This window comes from Brevibacillus sp. HB1.1, from assembly GCF_013332445.1.
Lineage (GTDB): Bacteria > Bacillota > Bacilli > Brevibacillales > Brevibacillaceae > Brevibacillus > Brevibacillus porteri.
This window is the reverse complement of the sequence record NZ_JABMIV010000009.1, coordinates 51,057-75,261: the sequence shown is the minus strand read 5'-3', so window position 1 is coordinate 75,261 and position 24,205 is coordinate 51,057. Positions and strand designations below refer to the sequence as shown.

At 48.0% G+C, this 24,205-nt stretch carries 27 protein-coding genes, 1 pseudogene and 1 riboswitch; of the genes and pseudogenes, 16 read left to right on the top strand and 12 right to left on the bottom strand.

All coding sequences use genetic code 11. From position 1 onward, the window contains the following. Positions 1-12: 12 nt before the first annotated feature. On the bottom strand, positions 13-726 hold the full coding sequence (locus tag HPY27_RS21575) for a 2OG-Fe(II) oxygenase (RefSeq protein ID WP_174225907.1): 714 nt from the start codon (positions 724-726) through the stop codon (positions 13-15). Next, the gene (locus tag HPY27_RS21570; RefSeq protein ID WP_173623684.1) at positions 719-1,258 is read right to left on the bottom strand and encodes a methylated-DNA--[protein]-cysteine S-methyltransferase; all 540 of its coding nucleotides are present in this window, start codon (positions 1,256-1,258) and stop codon (positions 719-721) included. Before HPY27_RS21570 ends, HPY27_RS21575 begins: the two co-directional genes overlap by 8 nt. A gap of 172 nt (positions 1,259-1,430) precedes the next feature. On the opposite strand from HPY27_RS21570, the gene moaC reads away from it, so the two are divergent. The 5 genes from moaC (at position 1,431) to HPY27_RS21545 (ending at position 6,630) form a co-directional block, all read left to right on the top strand. After that, on the top strand, positions 1,431-1,913 hold the full coding sequence (gene moaC / locus HPY27_RS21565) for a cyclic pyranopterin monophosphate synthase MoaC (RefSeq protein WP_017250470.1): 483 nt from the start codon (positions 1,431-1,433) through the stop codon (positions 1,911-1,913). Positions 1,914-1,916: 3 nt separating this feature from the next. After that, positions 1,917-3,164 (top strand): MFS transporter, encoded by a 1,248-nt coding sequence (locus tag HPY27_RS21560; RefSeq protein WP_017250469.1) that lies wholly within the window; start codon positions 1,917-1,919, stop codon positions 3,162-3,164. Positions 3,165-3,224: 60 nt separating this feature from the next. After that, positions 3,225-3,339: riboswitch (SAM riboswitch) on the top strand. A gap of 83 nt (positions 3,340-3,422) precedes the next feature. Beyond that, positions 3,423-4,604, top strand: a complete 1,182-nt coding sequence (locus HPY27_RS21555; protein WP_174225906.1) for a pyridoxal phosphate-dependent aminotransferase — start codon at positions 3,423-3,425, stop codon at positions 4,602-4,604. Between the two features lie 151 nt (positions 4,605-4,755). Further along, on the top strand, positions 4,756-5,226 hold the full coding sequence (locus tag HPY27_RS21550; protein ID WP_017250466.1) for a hypothetical protein: 471 nt from the start codon (positions 4,756-4,758) through the stop codon (positions 5,224-5,226). Between the two features lie 195 nt (positions 5,227-5,421). Beyond that, the gene (locus HPY27_RS21545; RefSeq protein ID WP_174225905.1) at positions 5,422-6,630 is read left to right on the top strand and encodes an aminotransferase-like domain-containing protein; all 1,209 of its coding nucleotides are present in this window, start codon (positions 5,422-5,424) and stop codon (positions 6,628-6,630) included. A 56-nt stretch (positions 6,631-6,686) separates the two neighbouring features. On the opposite strand, the gene HPY27_RS21540 is transcribed toward HPY27_RS21545, so the two are convergent. The 3 genes from HPY27_RS21540 to HPY27_RS21530 all read right to left on the bottom strand — a co-directional run bounded on the left by HPY27_RS21540 (position 6,687) and on the right by HPY27_RS21530 (position 9,134). Then, entirely contained in the window at positions 6,687-7,505 is an 819-nt protein-coding gene (locus tag HPY27_RS21540) for an alpha/beta fold hydrolase (RefSeq protein WP_174225904.1), read from the bottom strand. Between the two features lie 143 nt (positions 7,506-7,648). Further along, the gene (locus tag HPY27_RS21535; RefSeq protein WP_007721249.1) at positions 7,649-8,497 is read right to left on the bottom strand and encodes a family 1 encapsulin nanocompartment shell protein; all 849 of its coding nucleotides are present in this window, start codon (positions 8,495-8,497) and stop codon (positions 7,649-7,651) included. 37 nt (positions 8,498-8,534) lie between these two features. Then, the gene (locus HPY27_RS21530) at positions 8,535-9,134 is read right to left on the bottom strand and encodes an IMEF encapsulin system ferritin-like cargo protein (protein ID WP_017250463.1); all 600 of its coding nucleotides are present in this window, start codon (positions 9,132-9,134) and stop codon (positions 8,535-8,537) included. Positions 9,135-9,462: 328 nt separating this feature from the next. On the opposite strand from HPY27_RS21530, the gene HPY27_RS21525 reads away from it, so the two are divergent. Both HPY27_RS21525 and HPY27_RS21520 read left to right on the top strand, forming a co-directional pair. Further along, a complete protein-coding gene (locus HPY27_RS21525; protein WP_016742090.1) occupies positions 9,463-9,744 on the top strand; it encodes a DUF2325 domain-containing protein in 282 nt (93 codons plus the stop codon). A 63-nt stretch (positions 9,745-9,807) separates the two neighbouring features. Next, complete coding sequence (locus HPY27_RS21520; RefSeq protein WP_017250462.1) at positions 9,808-9,954, top strand: hypothetical protein; 147 nt, start codon at positions 9,808-9,810, stop codon at positions 9,952-9,954. Positions 9,955-9,984: 30 nt separating this feature from the next. Here the strand turns inward: HPY27_RS21520 and HPY27_RS21515 are convergent, their stop codons facing one another. The 3 genes from HPY27_RS21515 to HPY27_RS21505 form a co-directional block, all read right to left on the bottom strand. Then, complete coding sequence (locus tag HPY27_RS21515; RefSeq protein ID WP_007721243.1) at positions 9,985-10,263, bottom strand: S1C family serine protease; 279 nt, start codon at positions 10,261-10,263, stop codon at positions 9,985-9,987. Between the two features lie 22 nt (positions 10,264-10,285). Beyond that, entirely contained in the window at positions 10,286-11,737 is a 1,452-nt protein-coding gene (locus HPY27_RS21510; protein ID WP_174225903.1) for a recombinase family protein, read from the bottom strand. 112 nt (positions 11,738-11,849) lie between these two features. Then, complete coding sequence (locus HPY27_RS21505; protein WP_017250460.1) at positions 11,850-12,170, bottom strand: winged helix-turn-helix transcriptional regulator; 321 nt, start codon at positions 12,168-12,170, stop codon at positions 11,850-11,852. Positions 12,171-12,369: 199 nt separating this feature from the next. Here HPY27_RS21505 and HPY27_RS21500 point away from each other — a divergent pair, with 199 nt between their 5' ends. Continuing rightward, complete coding sequence (locus HPY27_RS21500; RefSeq protein ID WP_017250459.1) at positions 12,370-13,464, top strand: YheC/YheD family endospore coat-associated protein; 1,095 nt, start codon at positions 12,370-12,372, stop codon at positions 13,462-13,464. A 64-nt stretch (positions 13,465-13,528) separates the two neighbouring features. Here HPY27_RS21500 and HPY27_RS30655 read toward each other — a convergent pair. Further along, a pseudogene (locus HPY27_RS30655) lies at positions 13,529-13,783 on the bottom strand (trypsin-like peptidase domain-containing protein); the annotation flags it as partial. A 398-nt stretch (positions 13,784-14,181) separates the two neighbouring features. Between HPY27_RS30655 and HPY27_RS21490 the strand changes: the two are divergent. Next, entirely contained in the window at positions 14,182-14,715 is a 534-nt protein-coding gene (locus HPY27_RS21490; RefSeq protein ID WP_017250457.1) for a PadR family transcriptional regulator, read from the top strand. A 57-nt stretch (positions 14,716-14,772) separates the two neighbouring features. On the opposite strand, the gene HPY27_RS21485 is transcribed toward HPY27_RS21490, so the two are convergent. Together HPY27_RS21485 and HPY27_RS21480 are read right to left on the bottom strand one after the other, a co-directional pair. Beyond that, the gene (locus HPY27_RS21485) at positions 14,773-15,885 is read right to left on the bottom strand and encodes an aminopeptidase (protein ID WP_174225902.1); all 1,113 of its coding nucleotides are present in this window, start codon (positions 15,883-15,885) and stop codon (positions 14,773-14,775) included. A 173-nt stretch (positions 15,886-16,058) separates the two neighbouring features. After that, positions 16,059-16,151 (bottom strand): YjcZ family sporulation protein, encoded by a 93-nt coding sequence (locus HPY27_RS21480; RefSeq protein ID WP_017250455.1) that lies wholly within the window; start codon positions 16,149-16,151, stop codon positions 16,059-16,061. Positions 16,152-16,376: 225 nt separating this feature from the next. On the opposite strand from HPY27_RS21480, the gene HPY27_RS21475 reads away from it, so the two are divergent. The 3 genes from HPY27_RS21475 to ytxJ all read left to right on the top strand — a co-directional run bounded on the left by HPY27_RS21475 (position 16,377) and on the right by ytxJ (position 17,912). Then, positions 16,377-16,610, top strand: coding sequence for a hypothetical protein (locus HPY27_RS21475; protein ID WP_174225901.1), 234 nt, complete (start codon positions 16,377-16,379; stop codon positions 16,608-16,610). 453 nt (positions 16,611-17,063) lie between these two features. After that, entirely contained in the window at positions 17,064-17,462 is a 399-nt protein-coding gene (locus tag HPY27_RS21470) for a hypothetical protein (RefSeq protein WP_017250452.1), read from the top strand. A 123-nt stretch (positions 17,463-17,585) separates the two neighbouring features. Then, positions 17,586-17,912: a bacillithiol system redox-active protein YtxJ gene (ytxJ, locus tag HPY27_RS21465; RefSeq protein WP_017250451.1), complete on the top strand. Its 327-nt coding sequence runs from the start codon at positions 17,586-17,588 to the stop codon at positions 17,910-17,912. Between the two features lie 133 nt (positions 17,913-18,045). On the opposite strand, the gene HPY27_RS21460 is transcribed toward ytxJ, so the two are convergent. Then, on the bottom strand, positions 18,046-20,202 hold the full coding sequence (locus HPY27_RS21460) for a cell division protein FtsA (RefSeq protein WP_174225900.1): 2,157 nt from the start codon (positions 20,200-20,202) through the stop codon (positions 18,046-18,048). Between the two features lie 303 nt (positions 20,203-20,505). On the opposite strand from HPY27_RS21460, the gene HPY27_RS21455 reads away from it, so the two are divergent. From HPY27_RS21455 to HPY27_RS21440, 4 genes are all read left to right on the top strand, one after another. After that, positions 20,506-21,603, top strand: a complete 1,098-nt coding sequence (locus tag HPY27_RS21455; RefSeq protein WP_017250449.1) for a bifunctional 3-deoxy-7-phosphoheptulonate synthase/chorismate mutase — start codon at positions 20,506-20,508, stop codon at positions 21,601-21,603. 127 nt (positions 21,604-21,730) lie between these two features. Continuing rightward, the gene (locus HPY27_RS21450) at positions 21,731-22,039 is read left to right on the top strand and encodes a metal-sensitive transcriptional regulator (protein WP_007720961.1); all 309 of its coding nucleotides are present in this window, start codon (positions 21,731-21,733) and stop codon (positions 22,037-22,039) included. A 115-nt stretch (positions 22,040-22,154) separates the two neighbouring features. Further along, on the top strand, positions 22,155-23,165 hold the full coding sequence (gene ccpA / locus HPY27_RS21445; RefSeq protein ID WP_017250448.1) for a catabolite control protein A: 1,011 nt from the start codon (positions 22,155-22,157) through the stop codon (positions 23,163-23,165). A 44-nt stretch (positions 23,166-23,209) separates the two neighbouring features. Next, entirely contained in the window at positions 23,210-24,142 is a 933-nt protein-coding gene (locus tag HPY27_RS21440) for a 5'-methylthioadenosine/adenosylhomocysteine nucleosidase (protein ID WP_174225899.1), read from the top strand. Positions 24,143-24,205 lie beyond the last annotated feature (63 nt).

Sequence of the window (24,205 nt, the reverse complement as noted above, 5' to 3'; positions counted from 1 at the left end):
ATTGTGCGTTCCTCACTTTGCATCATGAAAAATAATTCCGAGGCTGTAGCGCTTTCCTGAGGTAATCGTGCTGACACCGTGGCGCAGCGTGTTTTTATAGAAGCCTCGCGTTCCCTGCACAGGACGATAGGATGTCGGGAAAATCAGTCCAGCGCCTTGGTCCAAGGTTATCACATGTCCCCGGCTCTGCGCGCGCGGCCGTTGCTCCATCAGCAGAAATTCTCCGCCAGTGTAGTCCTTCTCCTTCTGATTCAAGGCAAACACGACTTGAAACGGGAAGAACACCTCGCCGTACATATCCTGATGTAAACAATTGTAGCTACCCGTTTCGTATTTCAAAATCAATGGAGTAGAGCGCAGCTGCCCCTGGTCGTGACATTGCGCCAAAAAATCAGGGAGGGTAGCAGGATAAATAGCTTCACGTCCAAGCATTTCGAGCCACCGATTCGCAGTCTGCGCAAGCATCGGATAAAAGCCTTCGCGAAGCTCCTGCAAAAGTGAGGGAAGGGGAGCCTGATAATAACGATACTCCCCTTCACCGAAACGGTACCGTGCCATCTGGATCGTATTGCGAAAAAGATCATCCTGTCCATACGAAGCGATTAATTCTTCGCACGCATTCGAGCCTATTAAGGAAGGAAAAGCTGCATACCCTTGTTCGTCCAACTTCTGTTGCAGGGAATGCCAGTCAAGTGCAGCGATCCTTTCTGTCAGTGAACTAGCCATGCTTCACACCCCGATTCGACTTTTGCTCCAGATCAAGCAGAGTTGTCTTCATGGGCAGTCCTCCACGATAGCCAGTCAGTGAACCGTTTTTACCGACAACGCGGTGGCAGGGGACTGTAATGAGAACCGGATTGGCACCGATTGCTGCACCGACTGCACGAACAGCAGCAGGCTTTTCAATGATGTTTGCAATGTCGGTGTACGATGCCGTTTGACCGTATGGGATTTGACGGAGTGCTTCCCAGACAGCGAGCTGAAAAGGCGTTCCAGAGAGGTCGCAATTCATGGAAAAATGCTCGCGCGTTCCTTGCATATATTCCATCAGTTCTGTTGCAAAAGGCTTTAGCCATGGATCGTCTTGCACCAGTGCACTTTGTGGGCGATGCTTTTCAACCCACGCTTCCAATTCAGCAAAAGGCTGGTTGACTGAGCCGACATAACAAAGTCCGGCAGCCGTTGCAGCCAAATAAATAGTCCAATCACCATGCACAAGCATTGACCAACGTACCGTCTGATCCTTCATCGTTTCCATTTCCATACGCCTCCTTTGAGCTGTGTACGCACAGTATACCTCCAGCACCTGTTCTTCGTACGTTTTTGGGAGTGGATGAGCAAGATAACGAAACGATGTCCTCTACATTCCCATTGCTTTTATCCAGCGGCGGGAGTAAGGTAGGAGAAGATAGAGGAGGAAAGATACTCGTATGACTGATCAATTAACACATTTTAATGAACAAAATCGAGCGCGGATGGTGGACGTGTCTGAGAAGGACGTCACAAAACGGGTGGCTGTAGCCGAGAGCCAAATCAGCATGAAACCCGAAACACTCGCCCGAATCCGTGAAGGTCGAATCGAAAAGGGCGATGTACTCGCAGTTGCGCAGGTAGCAGGTGTCATGGCTGCCAAAAAGACGTGGGAAATCATCCCGATGTGTCATCCGCTGCCATTGACTGGCATCGACATACAATTTGCTTTTGTAGATGAAACGACGCTTGCGATTACAGGAACCGTGAAGACGACAGGGAAAACAGGCGTCGAGATGGAGGCGTTGACCGCTGTCAGTGTAACGGCTTTGACGGTGTATGACATGTGCAAAGCCATGGATAAAGAAATGATAATCGGTCCGACCAGTCTGCAATCCAAAACAGGCGGAAAAAGCGGCGATTTCCATCGGGGTGAGAAGTAAGCCATGAGGCAAAAGTGGGAATCCTATCCGAGCAGCATTCGTTTATTGGCGATTGCTGCCGTCATTTTTTCTACCGGAATGGCGTGTATTTGGCCGCTGGTCACGATCTATATTCACAACCATCTCGGAAAGCCGCTGACTGTAGCCGGCTTCTTGTTGCTTTTAAATCAAGGCGCATTCCTGATCGGGAGTATTGTCGGCGGGATGATGTTTGACCGCTGGGGTAAAATGCGCACCATTGTTGTAGGCTCCATCGGTGGAATGATCATTTCGGTCTGTTTAGGTGTTACACAAGATTTTACCGTATATGTCCTACTGTTATTATTGAATGGTCTGTTTTATGGATCCCTTTCTCCCGTTATGAATGCGCTGGCAGTGGTTTTATGGCCGGAGGGAGGCCGTAAAGGAATCAATCTGATTTACGTCGCCCTCAATGTGGGTGTAGCTGCCGGCTCTGCTTTAGGCGGCTTCTTGGCAAGCGTTTCGTTTGCTTGGACGTTTTTCGGAAATGCGATCACACAAGTAATTGTGCTGACGATGTTTATGCTCATTTTGCCGCGTCAGTTAAAACTGGCAGAGCAAAAACGTCAATTGCAGACGACTGCTCCCGAACAAGCAGAGGGAGAACTTCTACGAGAACCACAGCAAGAGACCAAGGTCGTATGGGGAGCATTGCTACTCTTATGCGGAGGGTTGCTCATTAGCTGGATTGTCTATGTACAATGGACAACGGTGCTGTCGACCTACATGCAATCCCTGGGCATTTCACTCCGTCAATACAGTCTGTTGTGGACGCTGAACGGCGGTTTGATCCTGTTTGGTCAGCCATTGATTGCGTGGGTCATACGACGCTTTGCCCGTACGCTAAAAGCACAAATGCTCTTGGGCGCTTATATTTTTGCCATGTCGATGTTGATTTTGTCTCAATCAACGGTTTATGCAGGCTTTGTTGCAGGCATGTTCATCATGACGCTGGGAGAAATGCTCGTATGGCCAGCGGTGCCGGCAGTAGCGGCACAGTTTACGCCAGAGGGACGAGAAGGCTTCATTCAAGGTCTGATTGCAGGGACTGGATCTGCTGGGAGGATGCTCGGACCACTTCTTGGCGCCTTCATTTTCCAATCGATTCATGCGCAGGGACTATTGTTCGTGATGGCGGGCTTGTGTCTGTTGTCTGTCGCATTCTTTGCCTTCCACACATCTTTTCAAAAAAGAAGGCATCAGGTACCCTTACAGAATCAAGCATCTTGACACGGTTTACGTGCTCAAGTAGTATGATATAGACGAAAAAACAGTATATTCCGTGTGTTTGACTTATTCAGAGAGGTGGAGGGACTGGCCCTATGAAGCCCGGCAGCGGATCTGTTCTATGCGATGGACAGATGCTGTGCCAATTCCAGCAGGATTTTTTCCTGACAGATAAGGACGTGACCAAGCTGATCTCCCCCTTTTTCTGTATGGAAAAAGGGGGTTTTACTGTATTGGGCCCAAGAAAGGAATGGAAGAAAGATGCGCATTCAACCCTCCGACATGATTGATCGACTCCCTACCCAGTTTTTTGCGACCCTGGTGGCAAAAGTAAACAAGGTCATTGCGCAAGGCCATGACGTCATAAACCTAGGGCAGGGCAATCCTGATTTGCCGACACCGCCACACATTATTGAAGAATTACAGGCGCAAGCGGCACAACCACTCCATCACAAATATCCGCCTTTTCAGGGACGCGTGGAACTGAAGCAGGCAGTGGCTCATTGGTATAAGCAAGAATTTGATGTGGACCTCGATTCGGAGGAAGAAGTCGCGATATTGTTCGGCAGCAAAACCGGACTCGTAGAGATTTGCCAAGTCCTTATGAATGCAGGCGATGTTGCACTGGTTCCAGACCCAGGCTATCCGGATTATTGGTCGGGTGTTGCTGTCGTAGACGGACGGATGGTCATGATGCCGTTGAAGGCGGAAAATGACTTCTTGCCTGACTACAGCCAGCTCTCCCAAACTGATTTGGATCGAGCGAAACTGATGTTTCTCAACTATCCGAACAATCCGACAGCAGTCAACGCACCCCTGGAGTTTTATGAGGAGACCATTCGTTTTGCCCGAAAACATGAAATCGTCGTCTGCCACGACTTCGCCTACGGGGCGATCAGCTATGACGGGAAAAAGCCGGTCAGCTTCATGCAGGTTCCGGGTGCAAAAGAAGTGGGTGTAGAATTTTATACCTTGTCTAAAACGTATAACATGGCAGGCTGGCGTGTTGGTGCTATGGTAGGAAATCGCGAGCTGGTTCGTCTGATTAATCTCATTCAGGACCATTACTTCGTCAGTCTGTTCGGAGCGGTACAGATGGCGGCAGCGAAGGCGATGACAGAGTCACAGCAGTGCGTTCGCGATCTCGTTGCTGTCTACGAAAGCCGCCGCAATGCTTTGTACTCCAATCTGCATCGGATTGGCTGGCAGGCGCCACCATCTCAAGGGTCGTTTTTTGCTTGGCTTCCTGTTCCAAGCGGCTTCACATCCGTGGAGTTCTCTGACCTGCTTTTGGAAAAAGCGCATGTCGTCGTAGCGCCAGGAAATGGCTTTGGTCCGACAGGTGAGGGTTATGTGCGAGCGGCTTTGTTATCAAATGAAGAGCGTCTCGCAGAAGCGGTTCAGCGAATTGAGCGGTTGGGGTTATTTACGAAAACAAAATAAAGGCGAGGTAATTGGGTCACACTACCATACAAATGGAGTGTGGCTTTTTTATTCTAGAATAAAAATCATTCTCATTATTGACAGATAATGATTTTCATTATACGATGGCATTGTTAATGATAATTAGTCTCATCGAGAGCGGGAGGGTACCATGCGCTATCAGATTAACGGTTACACGGATATGTATACGGTGATCGCCAACGAGCGGAAAATCGGCGGAGCCATTGAAGCAGGCCAAATTCGCCTGCGGACGGGAGAAGTTTACGCCAATGCTGTTCTCACTCGTTTGGAAATGTCAGGTGCGCATTTTTGCTCGATCGGTTTTGTTACGGAAGAAGGCAAAAGACTGATTGTCCATGTGAATGATATCAGCATGATCGCTGATGCTCGTCACGTCAACGTTTGTGAGCTGACGAATGAAGGCATGAGAGTGGAGAAATCCGCAGAGAGACTGAAGCGATTGAAACGTCTCTGTGAACTGAATGAAGGCAGCTGTACGCCGACCTTCCAGGAAGAGGCATTGCTGTTGGCAAACGATATTGGCATGGAAGAAGCGTCCACGCACGTAGACCTCTCTTTCCTCCCACACACAGAGAAACCGCGTGTGTTTCGCATCGCCTAAGAAGATATAGCCCATACATATGAACCCCTTTTCGTTTGAGACGAAGAGGGGTTTTTTGCATGCAGTGTGTCAAGACTAACGATTGAACAACCGCTCGACATAGTCAAAACCTATCCACTCATAGCTACCAAGGATTGGACTTACGCTGTGGACAGTGATAAAACAAGGATAAGCAAAATCAAGGGGGAACGGAACATGGAGTACTCATTTTCAAAATCTGTCGAAGCATTATCCTCCTCGGCTGTCCGGGAAATCTTGAAGCTGACCCAAGGCAATCAAGTGCTCTCGCTCGCAGGTGGACTGCCAGCAGAGGATTCTTTTCCAATCGCAGAGATGCGTGAAGCGTTCAACCGCGCATTTGAACAAGGAGCAAAAGCTCTTCAGTACGGATTAACTGATGGATACTTGCCGCTTCGTGAGTGGATTGCATCCCGCATGAAGCAAAAGCATATGAACGTCGGTGTAGATAATATGATCATCACAACGGGCTCTCAGCAAGCAGTAGACTTGTTGTGTCGTGTATATTTAGACGAAGGCGATGTCGTTCTCGTTGAAAACCCTACTTATTTGGCAGCTGTTCAGTTATTTCAATTCCGGGGAATCAAAGCGGTCCCTGTGGACGGTGACGCCAATGGGATGGATTTGGACGATCTGGCGAAAAAAATTGCCCAGTACCGCCCAAAAATGGTGTACGTCATTCCTACCTTTGCCAATCCGACAGGAAAGGTATGGAGTCTCGAACGCCGTCTCGGCTTGCTTCGTCAATGTAAGGCGCAAAACATTCTCATCCTGGAAGACGATCCATATGGAGAGATCCAATTCGATGGGGAAGCACCGTACCGCTCGATTTTCTCACTGGATGAGCATCCGACTGATTCCTGTGTGGTGTACACCAGTACCTTTTCCAAAATTGTCGCGCCAGGCTTGCGTACCGGATGGGCCATCGGAGATACACGTGTGATTCAAATGATGGTGAAGGCGAAGCAAGCAGTTGATTTGCAGTCAAGCACAATCGACCAGTACGCTCTGTATGAGCTTTTGTCCCGCTTTGATCTGGAGCGCCACATTGAGAAGATTCGCGAGTCTTACAAAGCGCGCATGGAATGGATGCATGAGCTCTTGGTTGCGCAAAACTGGGAGGGCGTACAGTGGGAAAAACCAAGAGGCGGGATGTTCCTCTGGGTGAATCTGCCGGAGCATATCGATGCGGAGAAGCTGCTGGCCCGTTCCGTACAGGAAGGCGTGGCATTCGTACCAGGGAAGCCGTTTTATGCAGCTGAGCCTCAAGTTAATACAATGCGCTTGAATTATACACTCTTGAACCAGGAAGACACGGAGCTTGCGATTTCGAGATTGGGCAAAGCATTCCACGCCTACAGTGAATCTCTCGTGACAAATGTTTAATAGAAGCAAAAAGACAACCATTGCCATTGGAGCTGGTTGTCTTTTTTGATGCATATTTACAGGGAAAGCTCTCTTTGCGCCCGATCCAGCCATTCATTCACAAGCTCTGCAAACAAAAGCGGCTGCTCAATCTGCAAGTTGTGTCCCGCACAATCGAGTGCGGCAAAAGAAGAGCGGGGATAGCTCTCAATAATATCCCAAATATCGCGATAGCCGACAGAATGATCTTGTTTGCCCACAACAAAAAGACTCGGGTGAGGGAAGGGAGCCGTATCCAATGGGAATGACACGCCGTATGACTGTCTGATTTTACTGAGGAAAGAAGGGTCAGACAGCATGTAGCCGTCGACAATCTCTTTTTTATAGCGGTTCCACGTATAATTGGTAGCTACTACCGCCATCGACTCAAACTCTGCTCGTTCCGTCTCACTCAACTTCTCCCAGAGAGAAGGCTCCTCTATTAAGACGGGTTTATCCGGCAGTGTGCGCTTTGCTTTTTCAGGAATGACGTTCGGGCAGATGAACAGGGCGCCCTTCACTCGATCCCGGCGCTTCTCGATAACTGCTCGTGTAAGATATCCGCCGTATGATTCACCCGCAATGAAAAAGGGTTCACCTGGAATGAGCTGATCGATGAACGCAAGGACAACCTCCAGAATATCGTCCGTGGTGTGGATATGTTCGTAGTTTTCCGTTTGTCCCATTCCAGGCAGGTCTATGTAAAGTCGTCGGTATCCTGAGCGTTTCTCAAAAATTGGTTCCAGACAACCAGTCATGCAGCGGTGATCAAGTGAAAAACCGTGAATCATCACGACAGGAAAACCGCTTCCGATCTCCTCATAATAAAGGTTAACCCCATTGACCTCGCATCTCATATAAATCCCCCCAACGACATTTGTGTCAGATTGTTTCGAAAGTTTGGAACGTACGTTCTTATTATAAGGGATCTGTTACATATTTCAAGGATGAAAAAACACACCCACAACGAGAATCGTCAATGGGTGTGCCAAAGGGCTTCCTATTCTTCTGTTTCTTCCAACGTGCAAATTGCGCTTGGACGCTTGATCCGCAATACAACGCACTCGTAAACACGGAACAGACTGTTCATTTGCTCGTCTCCGAGGAATGCGGAGTCGAAGTCTTCTGCAATCGCCAGGTCGAGATTATGGCGGCCAGTCGCTACCAATACGCCGGAACGGCCCTTAATGGTAGGAGATTGGAAGACACCATCTGTAACGAGATTGCGAACATGCTCGATCTCAAGCACGTTGGTGCCTTTGTGCACGCGATGCAAGAGTGAGTAGAGCTCAGGAGAAACAACCAGTGCATACGGACCGCTGTGGCCCATTTTCAACAGCTTGTTGCGTGCTTCCACGATATCAGCAAACGCATTGCCAGATTCCATCCAATCGCTCTTCAGATGAGTGAGACGGCCTTTTACGTTCATCAGACCTGGGAGGTCGAATTCAGCAGCACCGTTGAAGATCAGATCGTCTTCCATCAGTGCACCACCAGCAGCTGCATTGGCAGCCGCGCTCATGTCCAAAGGCATGCCCAGTGTGCGTGCTTGGGCAACATCACGCCAGTAGAGCATGAAATCTTTGTACAGGATTGGAATCGTCATGCTGACACGGCGGCTAGGCTGTGTCATTTCCAGTGATTCTCCGCGCAGGGAGAGACCGCCAAAACGGGATTCCTCATATACATCGTTGGTAATGGTTTGGATACCTTCACCTAATGGTCCATAAATATCGATAAAACGACGTCCTACCAGCTGGCGGCGAGCCATGTCAACGACAGTTGCATCCAACTGGTTCCATTCTTCAGTCGTCAAGGGAGAGTCTGGGTATTTACGAAGCTTGTCCATAGTGTAACCTCCATGTTATTTCAGGATTTCCGATTCTTTACATTCCTTTCAAGCTGCCAACTGTCAGTCCTTTTTTGCCAGAAACTGCAGGAGCGGAATGCTTGACCACGGAAGCAACACCGTGAGGAGCGGAAGCCGAAGCTTTCAAATGATCTACCTGGTGAATGTCGTGCCCCTCATCGTGATCAGTGAGATCAGGATGAGCCGCATCAGAGAATCGTTGGCTCATGTTCGCCATGATCTCTTTGACTGTCAAATAGTCTGTATGCGTCTTTTCACGCATGCCATCCAGAAGCTGACGTGTTTCGTCATCCTTGAATTCATACAGAGAGAGCTCCAGATGCTCGCGGAAATTGTGCAGTCCAAAACGTTCCAGATTCACATCGGACAGCATTTGCGAGAGGTCGCGATCACTTAGCTGATCCAGGCTTTTTCCTGAGGAGACCTTCTCCAGGTAGGGAACCAATTCCTGCAAGCGACCCATGCGCTGTTCTTCTTCTTCCAAAATATGATGGTAGTAAAGACGAGTATGCTCGTCCGTTGCCGCGTCGATAATCGGCTGGATAACGCCCATGAAGCTGTTGATATAACCTCTGGTGCGATCAAAAATGGCGTGCAGCTGTGTAATTTCTTGCACCCTACGCCACCTCCTCATTACAATCTATTTTTTCATTATACCGTTGGAAAAAACACCCGGGCAACACCTATGTACATTTTCTTATGATTACGAAGAATATGGTGCGGTGTAATTTGGAAAAGAGGGCGGGAGCACTAGAGCGCCGTGGCTTTGCCTAGAGGCTTCGTTTCTAGTTTTGTTTTTTGACAAAAAAGTTATCATGGAGAGTATTGTCAAAGTCAATTGGGAATGATAATATTTATCAATAAGAGTGATATTCATTATCAATTAGCATTCTGAGAAGAAAACATAAATCCTACATTACCTAAATTTAAGGAGGTAACAAGTTATGTCATCCATTTTAGTAATAGGCGGAGATCGCCTGGGCAATATTATCGAACTTTTGCAAGGGCAAGGCTTCAAGGATATTCACCACGTAACTGGACGGAAAAGCTCGCAAACCGGGGTGAAAATTCCAGCTGGTATCCACATGATTTTGGTGTTGACTGATTTCGTCAATCACAACTTAGCCAAAACGGTGAAAAACCAAGCCAAAGATCGCGAGCTGCCCATCGTATTCTGCAAGCGTTCGTGTTCTGCGATTGCCAAAGCCTTTGATCTCACTGCGTAAATACATACTCTCCAGAACGGGCAGACTACGTTCGTGAGTCTGACACCAACGGAGGAATGACGCATGGAACAGAATCGTTTGAGTGAACTGCCTATCGCACAGCTTACGGCCGCTCAGCTGCAACAATTAAAACAGGCAGAAGAACAAATCAACACAGAAGGTCCAAATGTATATCTTATTGCATTAGAGAAGCAATCCCCGTCCTCCTAGACGGGGTTTTTTTGTTGAATCGTTTGCTTCTCACTTGAATACGTATTGCTCCAGTTGCATTTTGAGGGCGTCAATCCCGATGGCGAAGCCCAAGCATTGGCTGGATTGAATGATGAATGCATTGAGGCCAACGACTTCCCCATTCAAATTAATGAGTGGACCTCCGCTATTCCCTGGGTTAATGGCAGCATCCGTCTGAAAAATTTCTTCGTACATTCGCTTCGCAACCTGTAAGCGGCGGTTTTTGGCACTGATGATTCCCGCTGTCACAGAATTTTCCAAACCAAGTGGGGAACCACCTGTCGCCATACAGGCAAAATCAGGGGCAATTTTAGTGAAAAGACAATAGATGCAGGCAGACCTCTCGATTTTTCTGACCAGAGGCAGTGTCTGTTGCTTCCACATCAACACGTTGGATGAGTGTGCATACGAGCAATCGCCGTTCTTTTTCATTTGCATACGTCCAAATCAGTTTCCAATTGGAAAGCGCATCTAGATCCAGCCGTTGTCCTTTTGAAAAAGAGGAGTAAGCGCGTTCCTGTTCTTTTGCAGCTCTCTCCAACGCACTGATTTTCTCTCGTAAGGCAGGGAGAGTAAGGAATCCATCTTCATAAGCTTGTTCCCAGCGCTGCCTCCGAATTTGCAGCTGTTGCTCGGTTTCTTTCGCAGGAGCGCGGGAATTCGTCTGTAACACAATCTGATACACTTCCTTCAACGCAGCGATTGATTCTGGCGAATGCTGCATCAGCTCGTGCACAATGGCTTTTTCCAAGCGATCCTCACGTATAGCAGGAGCATCACACGTACCAGCCAGCTTGTTTTTACATAAATAGTAGCGGTGCGTGTAACGTTTTTCTCCTTTTCCCGTAATCGTGGTTGTTTTCCCGCGCATAGAGGAGCCGCAACGCGAGCAGTACAGCAATCCGGAAAAGAGGTAGTTGGAGCTGAGAACGCGGGGATGGCTTGTTCCGCGAGCACTCATCCGCTCCTGCACTCGCGAGAAACATGGCTGATCGATAATGGCTGGGTGAGTCGCCTCTTCGATAATCCATTCCTCCGGGTCATTGCGTTGTTGATCGGCGTCGGTGTAATTCCAACGCAACGCACCATGATAGACGGGATTTTTTAACAGTCGAAGTACGGCACTTGCACTCCATGAAGCGCCATTTTTCCCGCGCAATCCGGAATGATTCGCCCATTCAGCGATTTGGCGCGGGGACTCGCCTCGATCATAGCGCTCGAACATGCTGCGTACGCCAGCTGCTTCCCTTTGATTCACGACCAGCGTTCCTCGCACCAGATTGTATCCATACGGTGCAGGTCCTCCTGGTCGTTTTCGTTCTCTTGCCATCTGGCTCATTCCCAGCTTGACCCGTTCTGCCAAGTTTTCTCGTTCCCATTGTGCGAGGGCAGCCACTAAGGTAATAAACAGTCGCCCAATTGCCGTAGTCGTATCGTAAACCTCGGTGCAGCTTTTAAAGTGTACCGCATGTCGATCGAACTCCTGCAGGAGCTGATACAGATCAAGGACAGAGCGAGTGAGTCGATCGAGTCGATAGACGAGGACGACATCGATTTCACCCGTTCGGATATCCTGCAGGAGCTGACCGAGTGCGGGGCGATTCGTATCTTTGGCACTCACGCCTTCATCTGCGTAGACGGCATGGACTTCCCAACCTTGAGAGTGAACGTACGAGAGCAGCTTTTCCCTTTGAGCGGGAATCGAAAATCCTTCACGTGCCTGATCCTCTGTACTGACACGAATGTAGACGGCCGTTCGCATCGCCCGCCCTCCCTTCACCTTGGGTTGCTAGAGTGTACAGCAAAAGGGAGGAGCTTATGCCTGACCGCACATAAAAAACCCCGCTTATCCGTCTTGGACAAGTGGGGTTATGCTACATCCATTTTTGGCCCCATTCGTGAATGGAATCAATGACAGGACGCAGATCTTTTCCTTTTTCGGTCAATTCGTATTCAATGCGAACCGGGATCTCTGGGTACACTTTTCGCTCCAAAATTTCCAGCTCCTCCAGCTCTTTCAGCCTTTCAGAGAGCATTTTATCGCTCATATGCGGAACCATTTCGCGGATATCTTTGAATCGTACAGTACCACGTAGCAACACATGAATAATCAGGCCGGTCCAGCGCTTTCCAAGGACGTTTATTGCACATTCATATTTTGGACACATGTGTTCGCCAGAAAAATCTTGACTCATATCGGCGTCACCTCTATCTAGCAGCATTATTGTTGCCCTTTATTCTAACAGATTAGCTTGAAAAAAGTAAGTAACGAAAAGTTGGAATGACACTTTGTCAATGGTTGAGTAGTCAAGCCCGTTTTCATGGACAAATGTTTCCCTATAAGGTGTCCACACATACACTAATCGCGAAATAAGAAGCGAAGAGGGTGTTACGATGCTTTCTAAACGGGTAATCGGTATTTTAACCTGGCGGGAGGGTGTACGCTTTGAGGAACCAGATTATTTGCGAAGGTTGGTTCAAACAGGGCAAAAGCTAGGCGCAGTAATCTACCTGTTTTCGCATCAGGACGTCAATGTTTCCGCAAGAAAGATCAAGGGCTTCATCCCCAAACCGAACGGGGGCTGGATAAGTAAATCTTTCCCTTGGCCACAAGTTGTAATCGATCGGTACCGACGCAGGGTAAAAGAGTATATCCGGCTGCGGAATAGCGATCTGTTTTTCTTTGCAAACAGTCCGTTCAGTAAGAAATGGAGAGTGACGAATCTACTCGCTTCCGATGATCGTGTCAAACGCTGGATTCCGGAGACACATATTTACGAAAAAGGCTTGGTCCGAAACATGCTCGCACGTCATGGGCTCGTCTATGTCAAGCCAGGCAATGGCACAGGGGGAAGAAGTATCCTCAGAGTGAAGAGCAGCGGCAAGGACTATAGCCTCTCCGGACGTGACAAAAAACATAACCATCATGTAGCTCGGATTGATACGGTGGAAGGCGTGGAAAAATGGGTCAAAACGTGGGTGGCGGAACAGCGTATTCGCGATGGCAATTTCCTGGTGCAGCAAGGTTTGAACCTGGGGCTGCTACGCAAGCATGTCGCCGATGTACGGTTATTGATTCAAAAGGACGAGCGTGGGGAGTGGGTGGTGACAGGCTGCGCAGTACGTATGGGGGAGAACGGCAGTGCTACTTCCAATTTGCATGGGGGAGGCAGAGCGATTCCCTTTGAATGGTTTATGTTCAAGCGATTTGGAGAGGAGCGGGGAGAGCTGATCAAGCAGGAATGTTATCAGCTTGCTTTCGAAGTAGCAAACACGCTCGAGGATTATTTCGGTCGCATGATGGAATTCGGTCTGGATATTGGGGTGGATGTGGACGGACGTTCGTGGTTAATCGAAGTGAACCCCAAGCCGGGGAGAGAGGTTTTTCGCCAGATGGGTAACATGGGACTATACAAAAAGGCGATCGCTCGTCCCGTTCAATTTGCGCTGTATTTGGCCCGGAACCAGGCTCGTTTTTTGTCTCTTTGAACACAAATGGTGAACCGACGCTGATGACCCATTCTCCTACTTTTGTATGAGAGGAGTTGCCTAGTGGCAGTGGATATAGCTTGCAGTCTGCATCAATTTTGATGACGGCGTAATCCCGGACTCGATCAGCTATAATGCGTTTGGCTTCAAACACTCTACCGTTATATAGCTTCACGAAAATGTTTTTGGATTTACCGATGACATGCTCGCTCGTCAAGATATACCCTTTCGGATGAAAAAGAAATCCGGAGCCAAAGCTTCGTTCCGTGGGTGGAGAATTATCCTCTTGATCAATAAGGCTGCGAATTAACGAATCCACGTCTTTGGAATGGGGAGCATCCTCGGTCACGATGGAGACTACTCCTTCTTGAACTCGCTCGACAATGGGAACGAAGAAATTGAATGGGTGCAGACTACTGCTGCTCACAGGGTACTTTACCCGCGTATATTGGGACCATTTTTTACTTTTCACCGATCTCTCCCCCTACAGCAGATAGGTATGTATCATCTTATGGGGAGTGGAGTGGGAAGGGACGCCCAATTTCTAGTCACGTGAAGGATATATCATTAATTTTGATTGATATAATAAAGAAATAGCATTGGTATAATTATTTAAATCCATTTATAATAACATGTAGTTAAAGAATATTTTGAACATAAAGGCTAAGTCCTAGCCGCTAGAGAGAGAAAAAGAACGGTAACGGAGGATGCGAAGAGATGGATGTTAAAACGATCATACTGGGTTTCTTAAGCTATGGGGAAATGAGTGGCTACGATATTAAGCAAGCGTTTACAAACAGCATTGGATTCTTTTATGACGCTAGCTTTGGTGCTATTTATCCAGCATTGCGCAAACTGGAGGAAGAAGGCTTCGTGACGAAGCAAGAAATCATTCAGTCTGGCAAGCCGAACAAGATTTTGTACCGTATTACAGAAGCCGGAAAACAATCTTTCCGTCAAGAAATCCAGACGCCTATCTTGCCGCCAGTATTACGCTCAGACATGCTGGTTAAGATTTTCTTCGGCAAGAGCCGCACGATCGACGAACAAAAGGATTTGCTAGAGGGCTGTTTGGATACGCAACGTCAATTGCTCCAACAAAGTAAGGCCTCTTATAAAAAGCTGGAAGTGAATTTTGACGAATATCAACGTTTTTGCTGGGAGTATACTATCCATCATCTGGAGTCAACGATTTCCTTCATGGAACAAAAAATGACTTCCTTGATGAAACAACCAGCTTATTCCGTTTAGCCACATAAAGCGAAGGGCTCATGTCTTGTGAACAATGAGCCCTTCGCTTATTTTCATTTATTTAAGGTTTTCTGGATTGAGGCATTCGAGCTCTGGTACAACGAAACGTCCGTCTTTGCGGATCAGGCGATCGTCAAACCAAATTTCTCCTCCGCCCCACTCAGGGCGTTGAATCATAACCAAGTCCCAGTGTACGGAGGATTTGTTTCCGTTAAACGCTTCATCGTATGACTGGCCTGGTGTAAAGTGGAAGCTTCCATCGATTTTTTCGTCGAAGAGGATGTCTTTCATCGGGTTTTGGATGTACGGATTCACACCAATCGCAAACTCCCCAACGAATCTGGCACCTTCATCGGTATCAAAGATTTCATTGATCTTCTCTGTATCGTTGGCAGTTGCTTCGATGATTTTGCCATCATTGAAGGTCAGCTTGATATTGTCGTATGTAAAGCCTTGGTAAGGAGATGGCGTGTTGTACGCGATCGTACCGTTGACAGAATCACGGACAGGAGCAGTGAATACTTCTCCATCAGGGATGTTGGCTTCGCCTGCACATTTGATTGCAGGAATATCTTTGATGGAGAAGGTCAGATCGGTGCCTGGCCCTACAATACGTACCTTGTCGGTTTTCTCCATCAGCTCGACCAGGCTGTCCATGGCATTATCCATCTTGCCGTAATCAAGCGTGCACACTTTGAAATAGAAATCTTCGAAAGCAGCGGTGCTCATGTTAGCCAACTGAGCCATAGATGCATTTGGATAGCGAAGCACGACCCATTTGGTATGCGGTACGCGAATATCCAGTACAGGACGCGCTAGCAGCTTGGAGTGCAGCTGCATTTTGTCTCCAGGCACATCAGAGAGCTCGCTGATGTTGTCGCCGCCGCGGATGCCAATGTAGCAATCCATTTGCTTCATGAAAGCCACATCTGCTTCACGCATGATACCCAATTGTGTTTCGTTGGCACCCATCAAAAGTTCACGCTGAACGGATTGGTCGATCAGTTGAACAAACGGATTTCCCCCAGCTTCGTATACCTTGGCAATCACGGCTTTTGTCAAATCGGTAACGTTGCCAATGGAGTAAATTAAAACGTTTTCACCAGGCTTGACAGTCACTGAATAATTGACGAGGACGTCAGCCAGTTTTTCAATTCGTGGATCTTTCATAGGAAGGGGATCCCTCGCTTTCCATATCATTCATATCCATTGTACACAACTCAAACAGAAAAAAGCTACCCACTGGCGAGGGTAGCTTGCGGAGGAAACGCGCTTGAAGGATTCGGTATTTCATGTATATGCAAGGACCTGCTGAATATGGCTATATCTTCGGGGAAGAAAGATTAGTCGCAGCTGCACCCGATAATAACCAGCAGGATGAAAAGAATCAAAACCAGAGTGAAGCCGTCGAATTCTCCATTAAAGATGCCGCTCATCGAATAAACATCCTCCTCATATGTGTGTTAAGCCTCTTGTGCTTACATCTACAACATATGGGTGATCGCATAGGACCGAACCGGGCATCCGCCCATTTTTAAGAAAATTGTTTGGGGAATCTCTCTTTTTCATACTCTTGCAGTTCTCGATGTTTATTATTCTGAAAAGCAGGAAAAGCTAGAGGATACCAAAAGACTTTGCAAGTATGAAAGGATGTTTATGTGATGCAAAGATTATTATCGAGCCTGCAGCATGAGTTGGTCCAAATTACGATTAATGTTGGCGAAGACTTTAAATCCATTGTGTGGAAAGCGCAGTACGATATGGACTTCAATACAGAATGTCTGTTTTGTTTTTCCGAGCAAATTACTGGCTATCGTGTAGAAGATGAAGACGGAAAAGCAGGGAAAGTCGCTGTTTGTCCGCATTGTGAAAAAGTAAACGCTATCTACGCGTGAGATTGAAGTTTGATCGCAAAGGAAAGACGATGCTGCTTGCTAGCATCGTCTTTTTTAGTATGTTTAAGTTGTTGCTAGTTTTCAAAGGTACCGATGAACGCACAAAGCTGGTGAGAAGAAAAAGCACAGGGCTCGTAGACCTTGACAACGCCTACCCAGTCGGAACTTTCAAAAGGGGACCACGCTTGTCGAACACTTCTTCCTTGAGAATCTTCCGCCCGTAGGGTGGCTTTGGCTCGACGGTCCCCTTTTTTAAGTGTAGACGGACAGTTCCCCCCATGCTGGCGTGTCAGAGTCGAAGAGAACTGTGCTTTTTCTTCTCCTCCACTATGTTGACTCTAGTCTATATCTGACTCTATATCCACCAAGTACCACCTGTTCTTTAGCAGGATTGAAAGGAGGCTTCTCGAATAGTATGAGAGGCATACATAAGTAGATATAGGGGTGAACACCGTGCAAAAGAGATGCAGCCGCTGCGGGAACGAAATGGAGATCGAGCTGCGCAACGTCGTGTACCGGAAACGGGTTAAAATTATGAATGTACCTGTACACGTCTGCGTGGACGAAGACTGTGACCATTCCCAAGTGGTAGATGTGATTAAGGATGATTTGAAGTCACTCATGGAGGAACTGGGCCAACATCCGCAGCGCAAGGCAGTCGAATTCGAAGAAATGTCAGAGTTATCCAACTTATTGGTATTGATTGCTAATGAGAAGGTGAATTCGACCGTAAGAGAATTACTTGGTGAAAAAGTCAACGAGCTATTGGATCTGTTTTTGTTGGCGCAGTCCCTTGGCGATGAAAAATGGATGTTGGAGCTACGCGAACGTCTCACGAAAATTATGGTGTAAGGATAAAGAGATGCCTGGAAGAAAGGTATCTCTTTTTTCATTTCTCCACTGCACCGCAAATGTAGACTTTGCTGCTTGGACTTATGTATACTGATAGGCACATAAGATAAGGAGAGATGAATCATGTCACAAATACAGCTTCACTCCATTGAAGAACTGGATGAGTTCGTAGCGAAAAATGGGAAAAAGCTTTTGTTTAAGCATAGCACGATTTGCCCAATCAGTACGTCCGCTTATGAAGAGTTTCAGGCGTATTTGCTGGACAATCAAGTGGAATCTGCGGTCATTCTGGTACGAGAGGATCGCCCTGTCTCCAACGCCGTAGCGGATCGTTTTTCCATCAAGCACGAATCCCCGCAAATCTTTTTGCTGGAAGACGGCGAAGTAAAATGGCACACGTCTCACTGGAAAATTACAAAGGACGCGATTGGCCAGGCGCTCAACGCATAATCATTCATAACAGGAAAAAAAGCTACTGACGATAAATAAAGTCGGACAGCTCTTGAGTAAAGCAAAAAGCCGGGACACCCGATAAGCGAGGTGAATCCGGCTTTTTGCATGGAGAAAAAGGACGCTGGATAGACTATTCCCAGAATAACTCCAACTTGTCTCCACTTTTCAATTCTGTCTGGAAGTTGGCTTGTTCGCCGTTGACGAGCATGACGAATCCGGAGATACTCTCACGGTCGGGCTTTTCCAGGGAAACATCGACAAAACGGAAGACGTCGCTAAACACAGGTGTAGACGCAGGTGAGGATTTTACCGTGATGTCGGCACCTTCGCTCACGGGATCAGAGGCATTCGCCGCTTTTCCGTCTACGGTAATCGTTACTTGTGCGACAGGCAAAACGACCCGTTCACCGTTGAAGTGTACAATCATTGTCTCCTGTACCCATTCTTCCAAAGGGATGACATCTTGTATGGAAGGGGCAGGGACTTCATCCAGCCGATATACGAGGACATCACCTTGTCGGACGATATCTGTCAAAGCTGCTGGTCTTCCGTTCAGCTCGAGCACCTCCATACGGGACGGAACCGAATAATCTTGTCCATTCACAGAAAAACGCAAGCCTGATTCCGCTGACGTTTTCAGTTCTGCGAGCTCGAGTACTTCATAGACAGTACGTGGAAGGCGGATATCCACCTCGGCACGATCAGAGATCCATGTATCGAGAGTAGCAACCGCTCCGTTCACATGTACGACTGGACCGAGCGAGTAGGGACGGTCATTGCAGATCACTTCAAGCGTGTCCAGCTCATCGAATAAATCTTTGGCAAATACACGTGCATCATCGCCATTTGTACCTGCCACTACGATGATGTGGTCCCCGTCATTGATTGGCGTGTCAAGACTGACGCTCTCTTTGTTGCGCTCAATCACCGGCGCCGTCCCATGACCACCCGGAATCATTTTCATCCGTCCGTTTACGGTGACTGTCATCGCCAATCCGGGGCGACCATACAGACGGCGGATATCCAATCCAGATGCAATGAGCGCATCACCCAACGTCATTTTTCGCAAATCGAAAATGCGCACAGGAGTATCATTGACCGTAACGGTTACATAGCGCAATGGATGACGGCGCGCAGCAACAGCGATACCGACTGGCGTTACGAACTCAGGTCCACTGAGCGCAGGATTGTCTCCGACGTACTGTTTGATCGCATCGCCGCCTCTGACAGCAACACGGGCGGCAGGAATATTCAAGACCTGAGCGACTTTTCCAGTAAGCCCAGGGGTGAGGCTGCCGCCGCCGATCAGCATGACCGCTTGCGGAGCTTTTCCGTTGAGCTCCAATATTTTAAAGGCAATTTTATCGGCGAGTTGCTGGATGTCTGCTTCAATCGCACTCGTTACCTCGGTAGCGCTCATCGTATGCTCCATGCCGAGAATGTCGGTGAAGGTGACGGACTCCTCGGTGGATAAGAGACGCTTCACTTCTTCTGCCATCGGAAAATCCATGAGAAAGGCGTTCATGAGCGCATCCGTGATTTCATCACCTGCAACAGGTACCATGCCGTAAGCGGTAATCGCCCCTTCCTCAGTCAGCGCTACGTCAGAAGTACCTGCCCCGATGTCCACCAATGCGATATTCAGTCGGCGCATGGTCACAGGAATCAGGACATTAATCGCCGCAATAGGCTCAAGTGTCAATGCCTGCATTTCCAGATCGCATCGTTTCAGAGCAGCAATCAACGAGTCGACAACCACGCGTGGAAGGAAAGTTGCGATCACATCTGCGCTTGCGATGTCACCCCGCTGGTCAATCAGACTCCCGATCAACTCGCCATCCAGATGGTAATTGACGACGCTGTAACCGACGCAATAATAGCGAGTGACGTCTTGATCCTTTAGCTCTTGGGCTAATGCGGCTTGGGCCTCCTGTACAGCGGAAAACTCCAAAGCGACAACATCTTCACGAGAGATGAAGGCATGTCTGGCTAACGGCATGTCCACTCGAACGCGGCGGGTGCGCAATGACCGACCGGCAGCAGCGACCGCTACCTGATGTAGTTTTCCATATTTTCCTTCCAGCTCTTCTTTAATTTGTTGAATCACCTTAGCTACGGCGACAATATCGTGAATTTGCCCATCGAGCATGGAGCGTTCATCATGCTCTCGAATTGCGCAGTCCAATACGCGGTACTGCTCGCCGGTCGTTTCTACGATCAGGCCGACGACGCTGCGCGTTCCAATATCTAATGAAAAAATAAGCTCAGGGGCTGTGATGTCAGACAAAAGTAGGTCACTCCTTGTAAGAGGTTGTTCAAAAAGTCTTTACAATACTTATCGGTGTATCGGAAAGGAACAATCACTTTTAGCTAGAACATATATCCAAAACTATTCGATTCAAAAGGAAAAGAATCCTGTCGAATCAAGGAATCTTCTTCGGTTTGACGAATAATTTGAAAAGATAAAAAAACAGAAAAAATTTACTTTCGCGCTTTTTGGCGCTAAACTGCTGACAAGGGTGTTTGAATCGATTATAATTACCCTAATTTATCGATAAATCCCTATATAAAAAGAGGAGAGTGGAGAGAGATGGCACACGATCAAATCGAAACCATGCGCAAGCAGATAGACGAGATCAACCTGCAAATTCTTGAATTGATCAACAAACGAGCTACCTTGGTTCAAGAGCTCGGCAAAGAAAAAGAAAAACAGGGCAGCAACCGTTTTGACCCAGAGCGTGAGCGCCAAATGCTCAATCTGCTCGTTGAAAACAATAAAGGTCCTTTCAATGACAATGCGATTCGTCATTTGTTCAAGCAAATTTTCCAAGTTTCCTTAGATCTGCAAGACGACGATAAGAAAAAAGTACTCCTCGTTAGCCGTAAGAAAAAGGCAGAGGATACTGTTATCACTGTAAAAGGCGTTGAGTTCGGAGGGAAAAATCCGATTCTTATCTCAGGTCCATGCTCCGTGGAAAGCTACGAGCAAGTAAGAGCAGTAGCAGAAAACCACGCAAAACGCGGTCTGCGCACACTGCGCGGTGGTGCGTACAAGCCTCGTACTTCGCCATACGACTTCCAAGGTCTGGGTGAAGAGGGCTTGCAAATCCTCAAGCGTATCGGGGATGAATTCAACCTCGTAACGATCAGTGAAATCGTGACGCCAGCAGATCTCGAGATGGCGACGAAATACATCGATGTCATCCAAATCGGTGCTCGCAATATGCAAAACTTCGAGTTGCTGAAGGCAGCAGGTCGTGTGAACAAGCCGATCCTCTTGAAGCGTGGCCTCTCTGCTACGATTGAAGAGTTCATCTACGCGGCAGAGTACATCCTGTCCGAAGGTAACACACAAGTCATGCTGTGCGAGCGTGGAATCCGCACGTATGAAAAAGCGACACGCAATACGCTCGATATTTCTGCTGTACCACTCCTCAAGCAGGAGACGCACTTGCCAGTGTTTGTAGACGTGACGCACTCTACAGGTCGTCGTGATCTGCTCTTGCCTTGCGCAAAAGCAGGCTTCGCAGTCGGTTCTGATGGAATCATGGTAGAGGTTCACCCAGATCCAGATGTGGCACTGTCTGATGCAAAGCAACAGCTGAACATTCCACAATTCAACGAGTTCGTTGATGAACTGCTCGCTTCTGGCCTGTACAAAGGCGAGATTGTGGCAGCAAAAGCATAAGAATACCTTTCGGGTACGTTTTGAGGGTCCTTCCTGCGCGCGGGGAGGACCTTTCTCATTTGACGAACCATTGGCGACCAAGTAAGCTAGAATTACGTGCTGATATTGGTGAAGGAGGATAGGCCATATGGAAGACAACCATCAATGCTGCTCGACTGATCGGTCCACCGAAAGGCCGGATAAAATTAAGTCTAATCTCATCTCCCGTTTGAATCGGGTAGAGGGACAAGTTCGCGGAATTCGCGGGATGGTAGAGAAGGATGTCTACTGCGACGACATTCTCAATCAAATTGCGGCTGTGCAATCTGCACTAAATGCGGTTGGGAAAATGCTCCTCGAAGGACATATGAAAAGCTGTGTGATGGATCGCATTCAGCAAGGCGATCATGAAGTAATTGATGAGCTTTTGAAAACGATGAACAAACTTATGAAGTAACGGGTGCGCAAGCCGTCAAAAACGATTGCAACGGCATACGGCTTGTCGTATCATAGGTGCATATATTTATGAAAACGCTTATGAAAACCAAAAAATAGGGAAATGAGGGTGCATGATGCCGGTTACTATATACGACGTAGCAAGAGAAGCGGGGGTGTCGATGGCGACAGTTTCCCGCGTAGTCAACGGGAATCCCAACGTAAAGCCTTTGACCCGAAAAAAGGTATTGGCTGCGATTGAGCGATTGGGATATCGACCAAATGCGGTTGCTCGTGGACTCGCTAGCAAAAAAACGACAACAGTTGGTGTCATCATCCCGGATATCTCCAGTTTGTTTTTCTCCGAATTGGCGCGAGGGATTGAAGATATCGCTACCATGTACAAATACAACATCATCCTGTGTAACTCTGACCAACGGATGGAAAAGGAATTGCAGCTCATTAATACCTTGCTCGAAAAGCAGGTGGACGGGCTTCTGTTCCTGGGCGCAGAAATCAAAGAAGATCATTTGCAGGCATTAACAAGCACATCTGTACCGACTGTACTCGCCGCGACTCGCGATGCAGACAACGTACTGCCGTCGGTTAGCATTGACCATTTCCAAGCCGCATACGATGCGACAGAAGCATTGGTTGCACGCGGGCACAAGCGCATTGCGATGATCGCGGGTCCTGCAAACGATCCATTGGCAGGGTTAATGCGCTATGAAGGATATAAAAAGGCGTTGAAAGATGCGGGTATCGAGCTGGATGAAGAGCTGATTGCGACAGGCAACTACTTTTATGAATCTGGCTTGTCCACTACAAAAGCTTTTCTTGCCCTTAAAAATCCGCCAACGGCGATTTTCGCAGCGAATGATGAGATGGCCATTGGCGCGATCCACGCCATTCAAGATTCTGGCCTGAACGTGCCAGGTGACATCGAAGTCATTGGTCACGATAATATTCGTTTGGTTGAAATGGTACGTCCACGACTGACTTCTGTCGTACAGCCAATGTATGATATTGGTGCGGTGGCGATGCGCCTGTTGACCAAGTACATGAATAACGAGAATGTCGAAGAGCATGTCGTGCTGCTGCCACATCGAATTGAGTATCGGGAGAGCACTAAGCCCGAGCAAGCTTGATTGCAAAGGGATGTAGGCAATTGACAGCAAGAGGAGGATGGGAAATGCGTTACGGAATTATCGGCGCGATGGATGAAGAAATCGCGCTTTACTTGGAAGCGATGCAAGAGACGACTACTGCGACCAAAGCAGGCATTACCTATTACACAGGTAAAATGGAAGGCAAGGATGTCGTGCTGTGCAAATCAGGTGTCGGCAAGGTGAATGCTGCCGTGACGACACAAATCCTCATCGATTCATTCCAAGTAGAACGTGTCATTTTCACAGGTGTGGCAGGAGCTGTTCACCCTGAATTAAATATTGGTGACATTGTCGTTTCGACGGATTGCATTCAACATGACATTGATGTGACACCGCTTGGCTTTGAGCCAGGACAGATACCGTTTACAGAGCAATGGACTTGGCAAGCGGATGCTGGGCTGATGCAGCAAGCGATCGATGCGGGCAAGGAGCTGGAAGCGGGAGTTCAAGTAGTGAGCGGGCGTATTTTGTCCGGCGACCAGTTCGTTGCCAGTCGGGAAAAGGTGCAATGGCTGTATGAGCAATTCGCAGCACATTGTACCGAAATGGAAGGGGCATCTGTCGGACAAGTATGTGCGATGAATGGCGTGCCGTTTGTCGTTGTTCGTTCGATGTCGGATAAAGCAGACGGCTCCGCGCATGTAAACTTCGTGGAATTTACCAAGCTGGCTTCCCAGCGCTCGTATGCGATTGTCCGTAACATGCTGACAGCTTCTCAAGCATCGACAACTGCGGGAGTGATCGTCTACTCGACGAAAAACTGTGTGGATTGCGATATGGTTAAAAATTGGCTGACAGCAAAAGATGTTTCCTTTGAAGTGCGCGATGTTATGACGAGTCGTGCCTATCAAGAGGAAGTGGAGCGCTTTGGCTTCATGGGTGTGCCTGTAACAGTCGTAGGCGATAAAGCGGTAAAAGGCTTTGCACCTTCTGAGCTGGAAGAGCTAGTGAAATAGGGTTTGGAATAGAAAAAGCGTGCTGACCAGTACCCAAAGGTACGAGGGCAGCACGCTTTTTTT

Bases quoted from the DNA above. Each gene is read 5' to 3' on its own strand.
- HPY27_RS21550 (WP_017250466.1), top strand. From the start codon at position 4,756: ATGCGCTATCAGATTAACGGTTACACGGATATGTATACGGTGATCGCC.
- ccpA (WP_017250448.1), top strand. From the start codon at position 22,155: ATGCCGGTTACTATATACGACGTAGCAAGAGAAGCGGGGGTGTCGATG.
- HPY27_RS21500 (WP_017250459.1), top strand. From the start codon at position 12,370: ATGCTTTCTAAACGGGTAATCGGTATTTTAACCTGGCGGGAGGGTGTA.
- HPY27_RS21535 (WP_007721249.1), bottom strand. From the start codon at position 8,497: ATGGACAAGCTTCGTAAATACCCAGACTCTCCCTTGACGACTGAAGAA.
- HPY27_RS21515 (WP_007721243.1), bottom strand. From the start codon at position 10,263: ATGGCGACAGGTGGTTCCCCACTTGGTTTGGAAAATTCTGTGACAGCG.
- HPY27_RS21455 (WP_017250449.1), top strand. From the start codon at position 20,506: ATGGCACACGATCAAATCGAAACCATGCGCAAGCAGATAGACGAGATC.
- HPY27_RS21440 (WP_174225899.1), top strand. From the start codon at position 23,210: ATGCGTTACGGAATTATCGGCGCGATGGATGAAGAAATCGCGCTTTAC.
- moaC (WP_017250470.1), top strand. From the start codon at position 1,431: ATGACTGATCAATTAACACATTTTAATGAACAAAATCGAGCGCGGATG.
- HPY27_RS21570 (WP_173623684.1), bottom strand. From the start codon at position 1,258: ATGGAAACGATGAAGGATCAGACGGTACGTTGGTCAATGCTTGTGCAT.
- HPY27_RS21490 (WP_017250457.1), top strand. From the start codon at position 14,182: ATGGATGTTAAAACGATCATACTGGGTTTCTTAAGCTATGGGGAAATG.
- HPY27_RS21505 (WP_017250460.1), bottom strand. From the start codon at position 12,170: ATGAGTCAAGATTTTTCTGGCGAACACATGTGTCCAAAATATGAATGT.
- HPY27_RS21545 (WP_174225905.1), top strand. From the start codon at position 5,422: ATGGAGTACTCATTTTCAAAATCTGTCGAAGCATTATCCTCCTCGGCT.
- HPY27_RS21555 (WP_174225906.1), top strand. From the start codon at position 3,423: ATGCGCATTCAACCCTCCGACATGATTGATCGACTCCCTACCCAGTTT.
- HPY27_RS21560 (WP_017250469.1), top strand. From the start codon at position 1,917: ATGAGGCAAAAGTGGGAATCCTATCCGAGCAGCATTCGTTTATTGGCG.
- HPY27_RS21485 (WP_174225902.1), bottom strand. From the start codon at position 15,885: ATGAAAGATCCACGAATTGAAAAACTGGCTGACGTCCTCGTCAATTAT.
- HPY27_RS21480 (WP_017250455.1), bottom strand. From the start codon at position 16,151: ATGAGCGGCATCTTTAATGGAGAATTCGACGGCTTCACTCTGGTTTTG.
- HPY27_RS21525 (WP_016742090.1), top strand. From the start codon at position 9,463: ATGTCATCCATTTTAGTAATAGGCGGAGATCGCCTGGGCAATATTATC.
- HPY27_RS21540 (WP_174225904.1), bottom strand. From the start codon at position 7,505: ATGAGATGCGAGGTCAATGGGGTTAACCTTTATTATGAGGAGATCGGA.
- HPY27_RS21475 (WP_174225901.1), top strand. From the start codon at position 16,377: ATGCAAAGATTATTATCGAGCCTGCAGCATGAGTTGGTCCAAATTACG.
- ytxJ (WP_017250451.1), top strand. From the start codon at position 17,586: ATGTCACAAATACAGCTTCACTCCATTGAAGAACTGGATGAGTTCGTA.
- HPY27_RS21510 (WP_174225903.1), bottom strand. From the start codon at position 11,737: ATGCGAACGGCCGTCTACATTCGTGTCAGTACAGAGGATCAGGCACGT.
- HPY27_RS21450 (WP_007720961.1), top strand. From the start codon at position 21,731: ATGGAAGACAACCATCAATGCTGCTCGACTGATCGGTCCACCGAAAGG.
- HPY27_RS21520 (WP_017250462.1), top strand. From the start codon at position 9,808: ATGGAACAGAATCGTTTGAGTGAACTGCCTATCGCACAGCTTACGGCC.
- HPY27_RS21575 (WP_174225907.1), bottom strand. From the start codon at position 726: ATGGCTAGTTCACTGACAGAAAGGATCGCTGCACTTGACTGGCATTCC.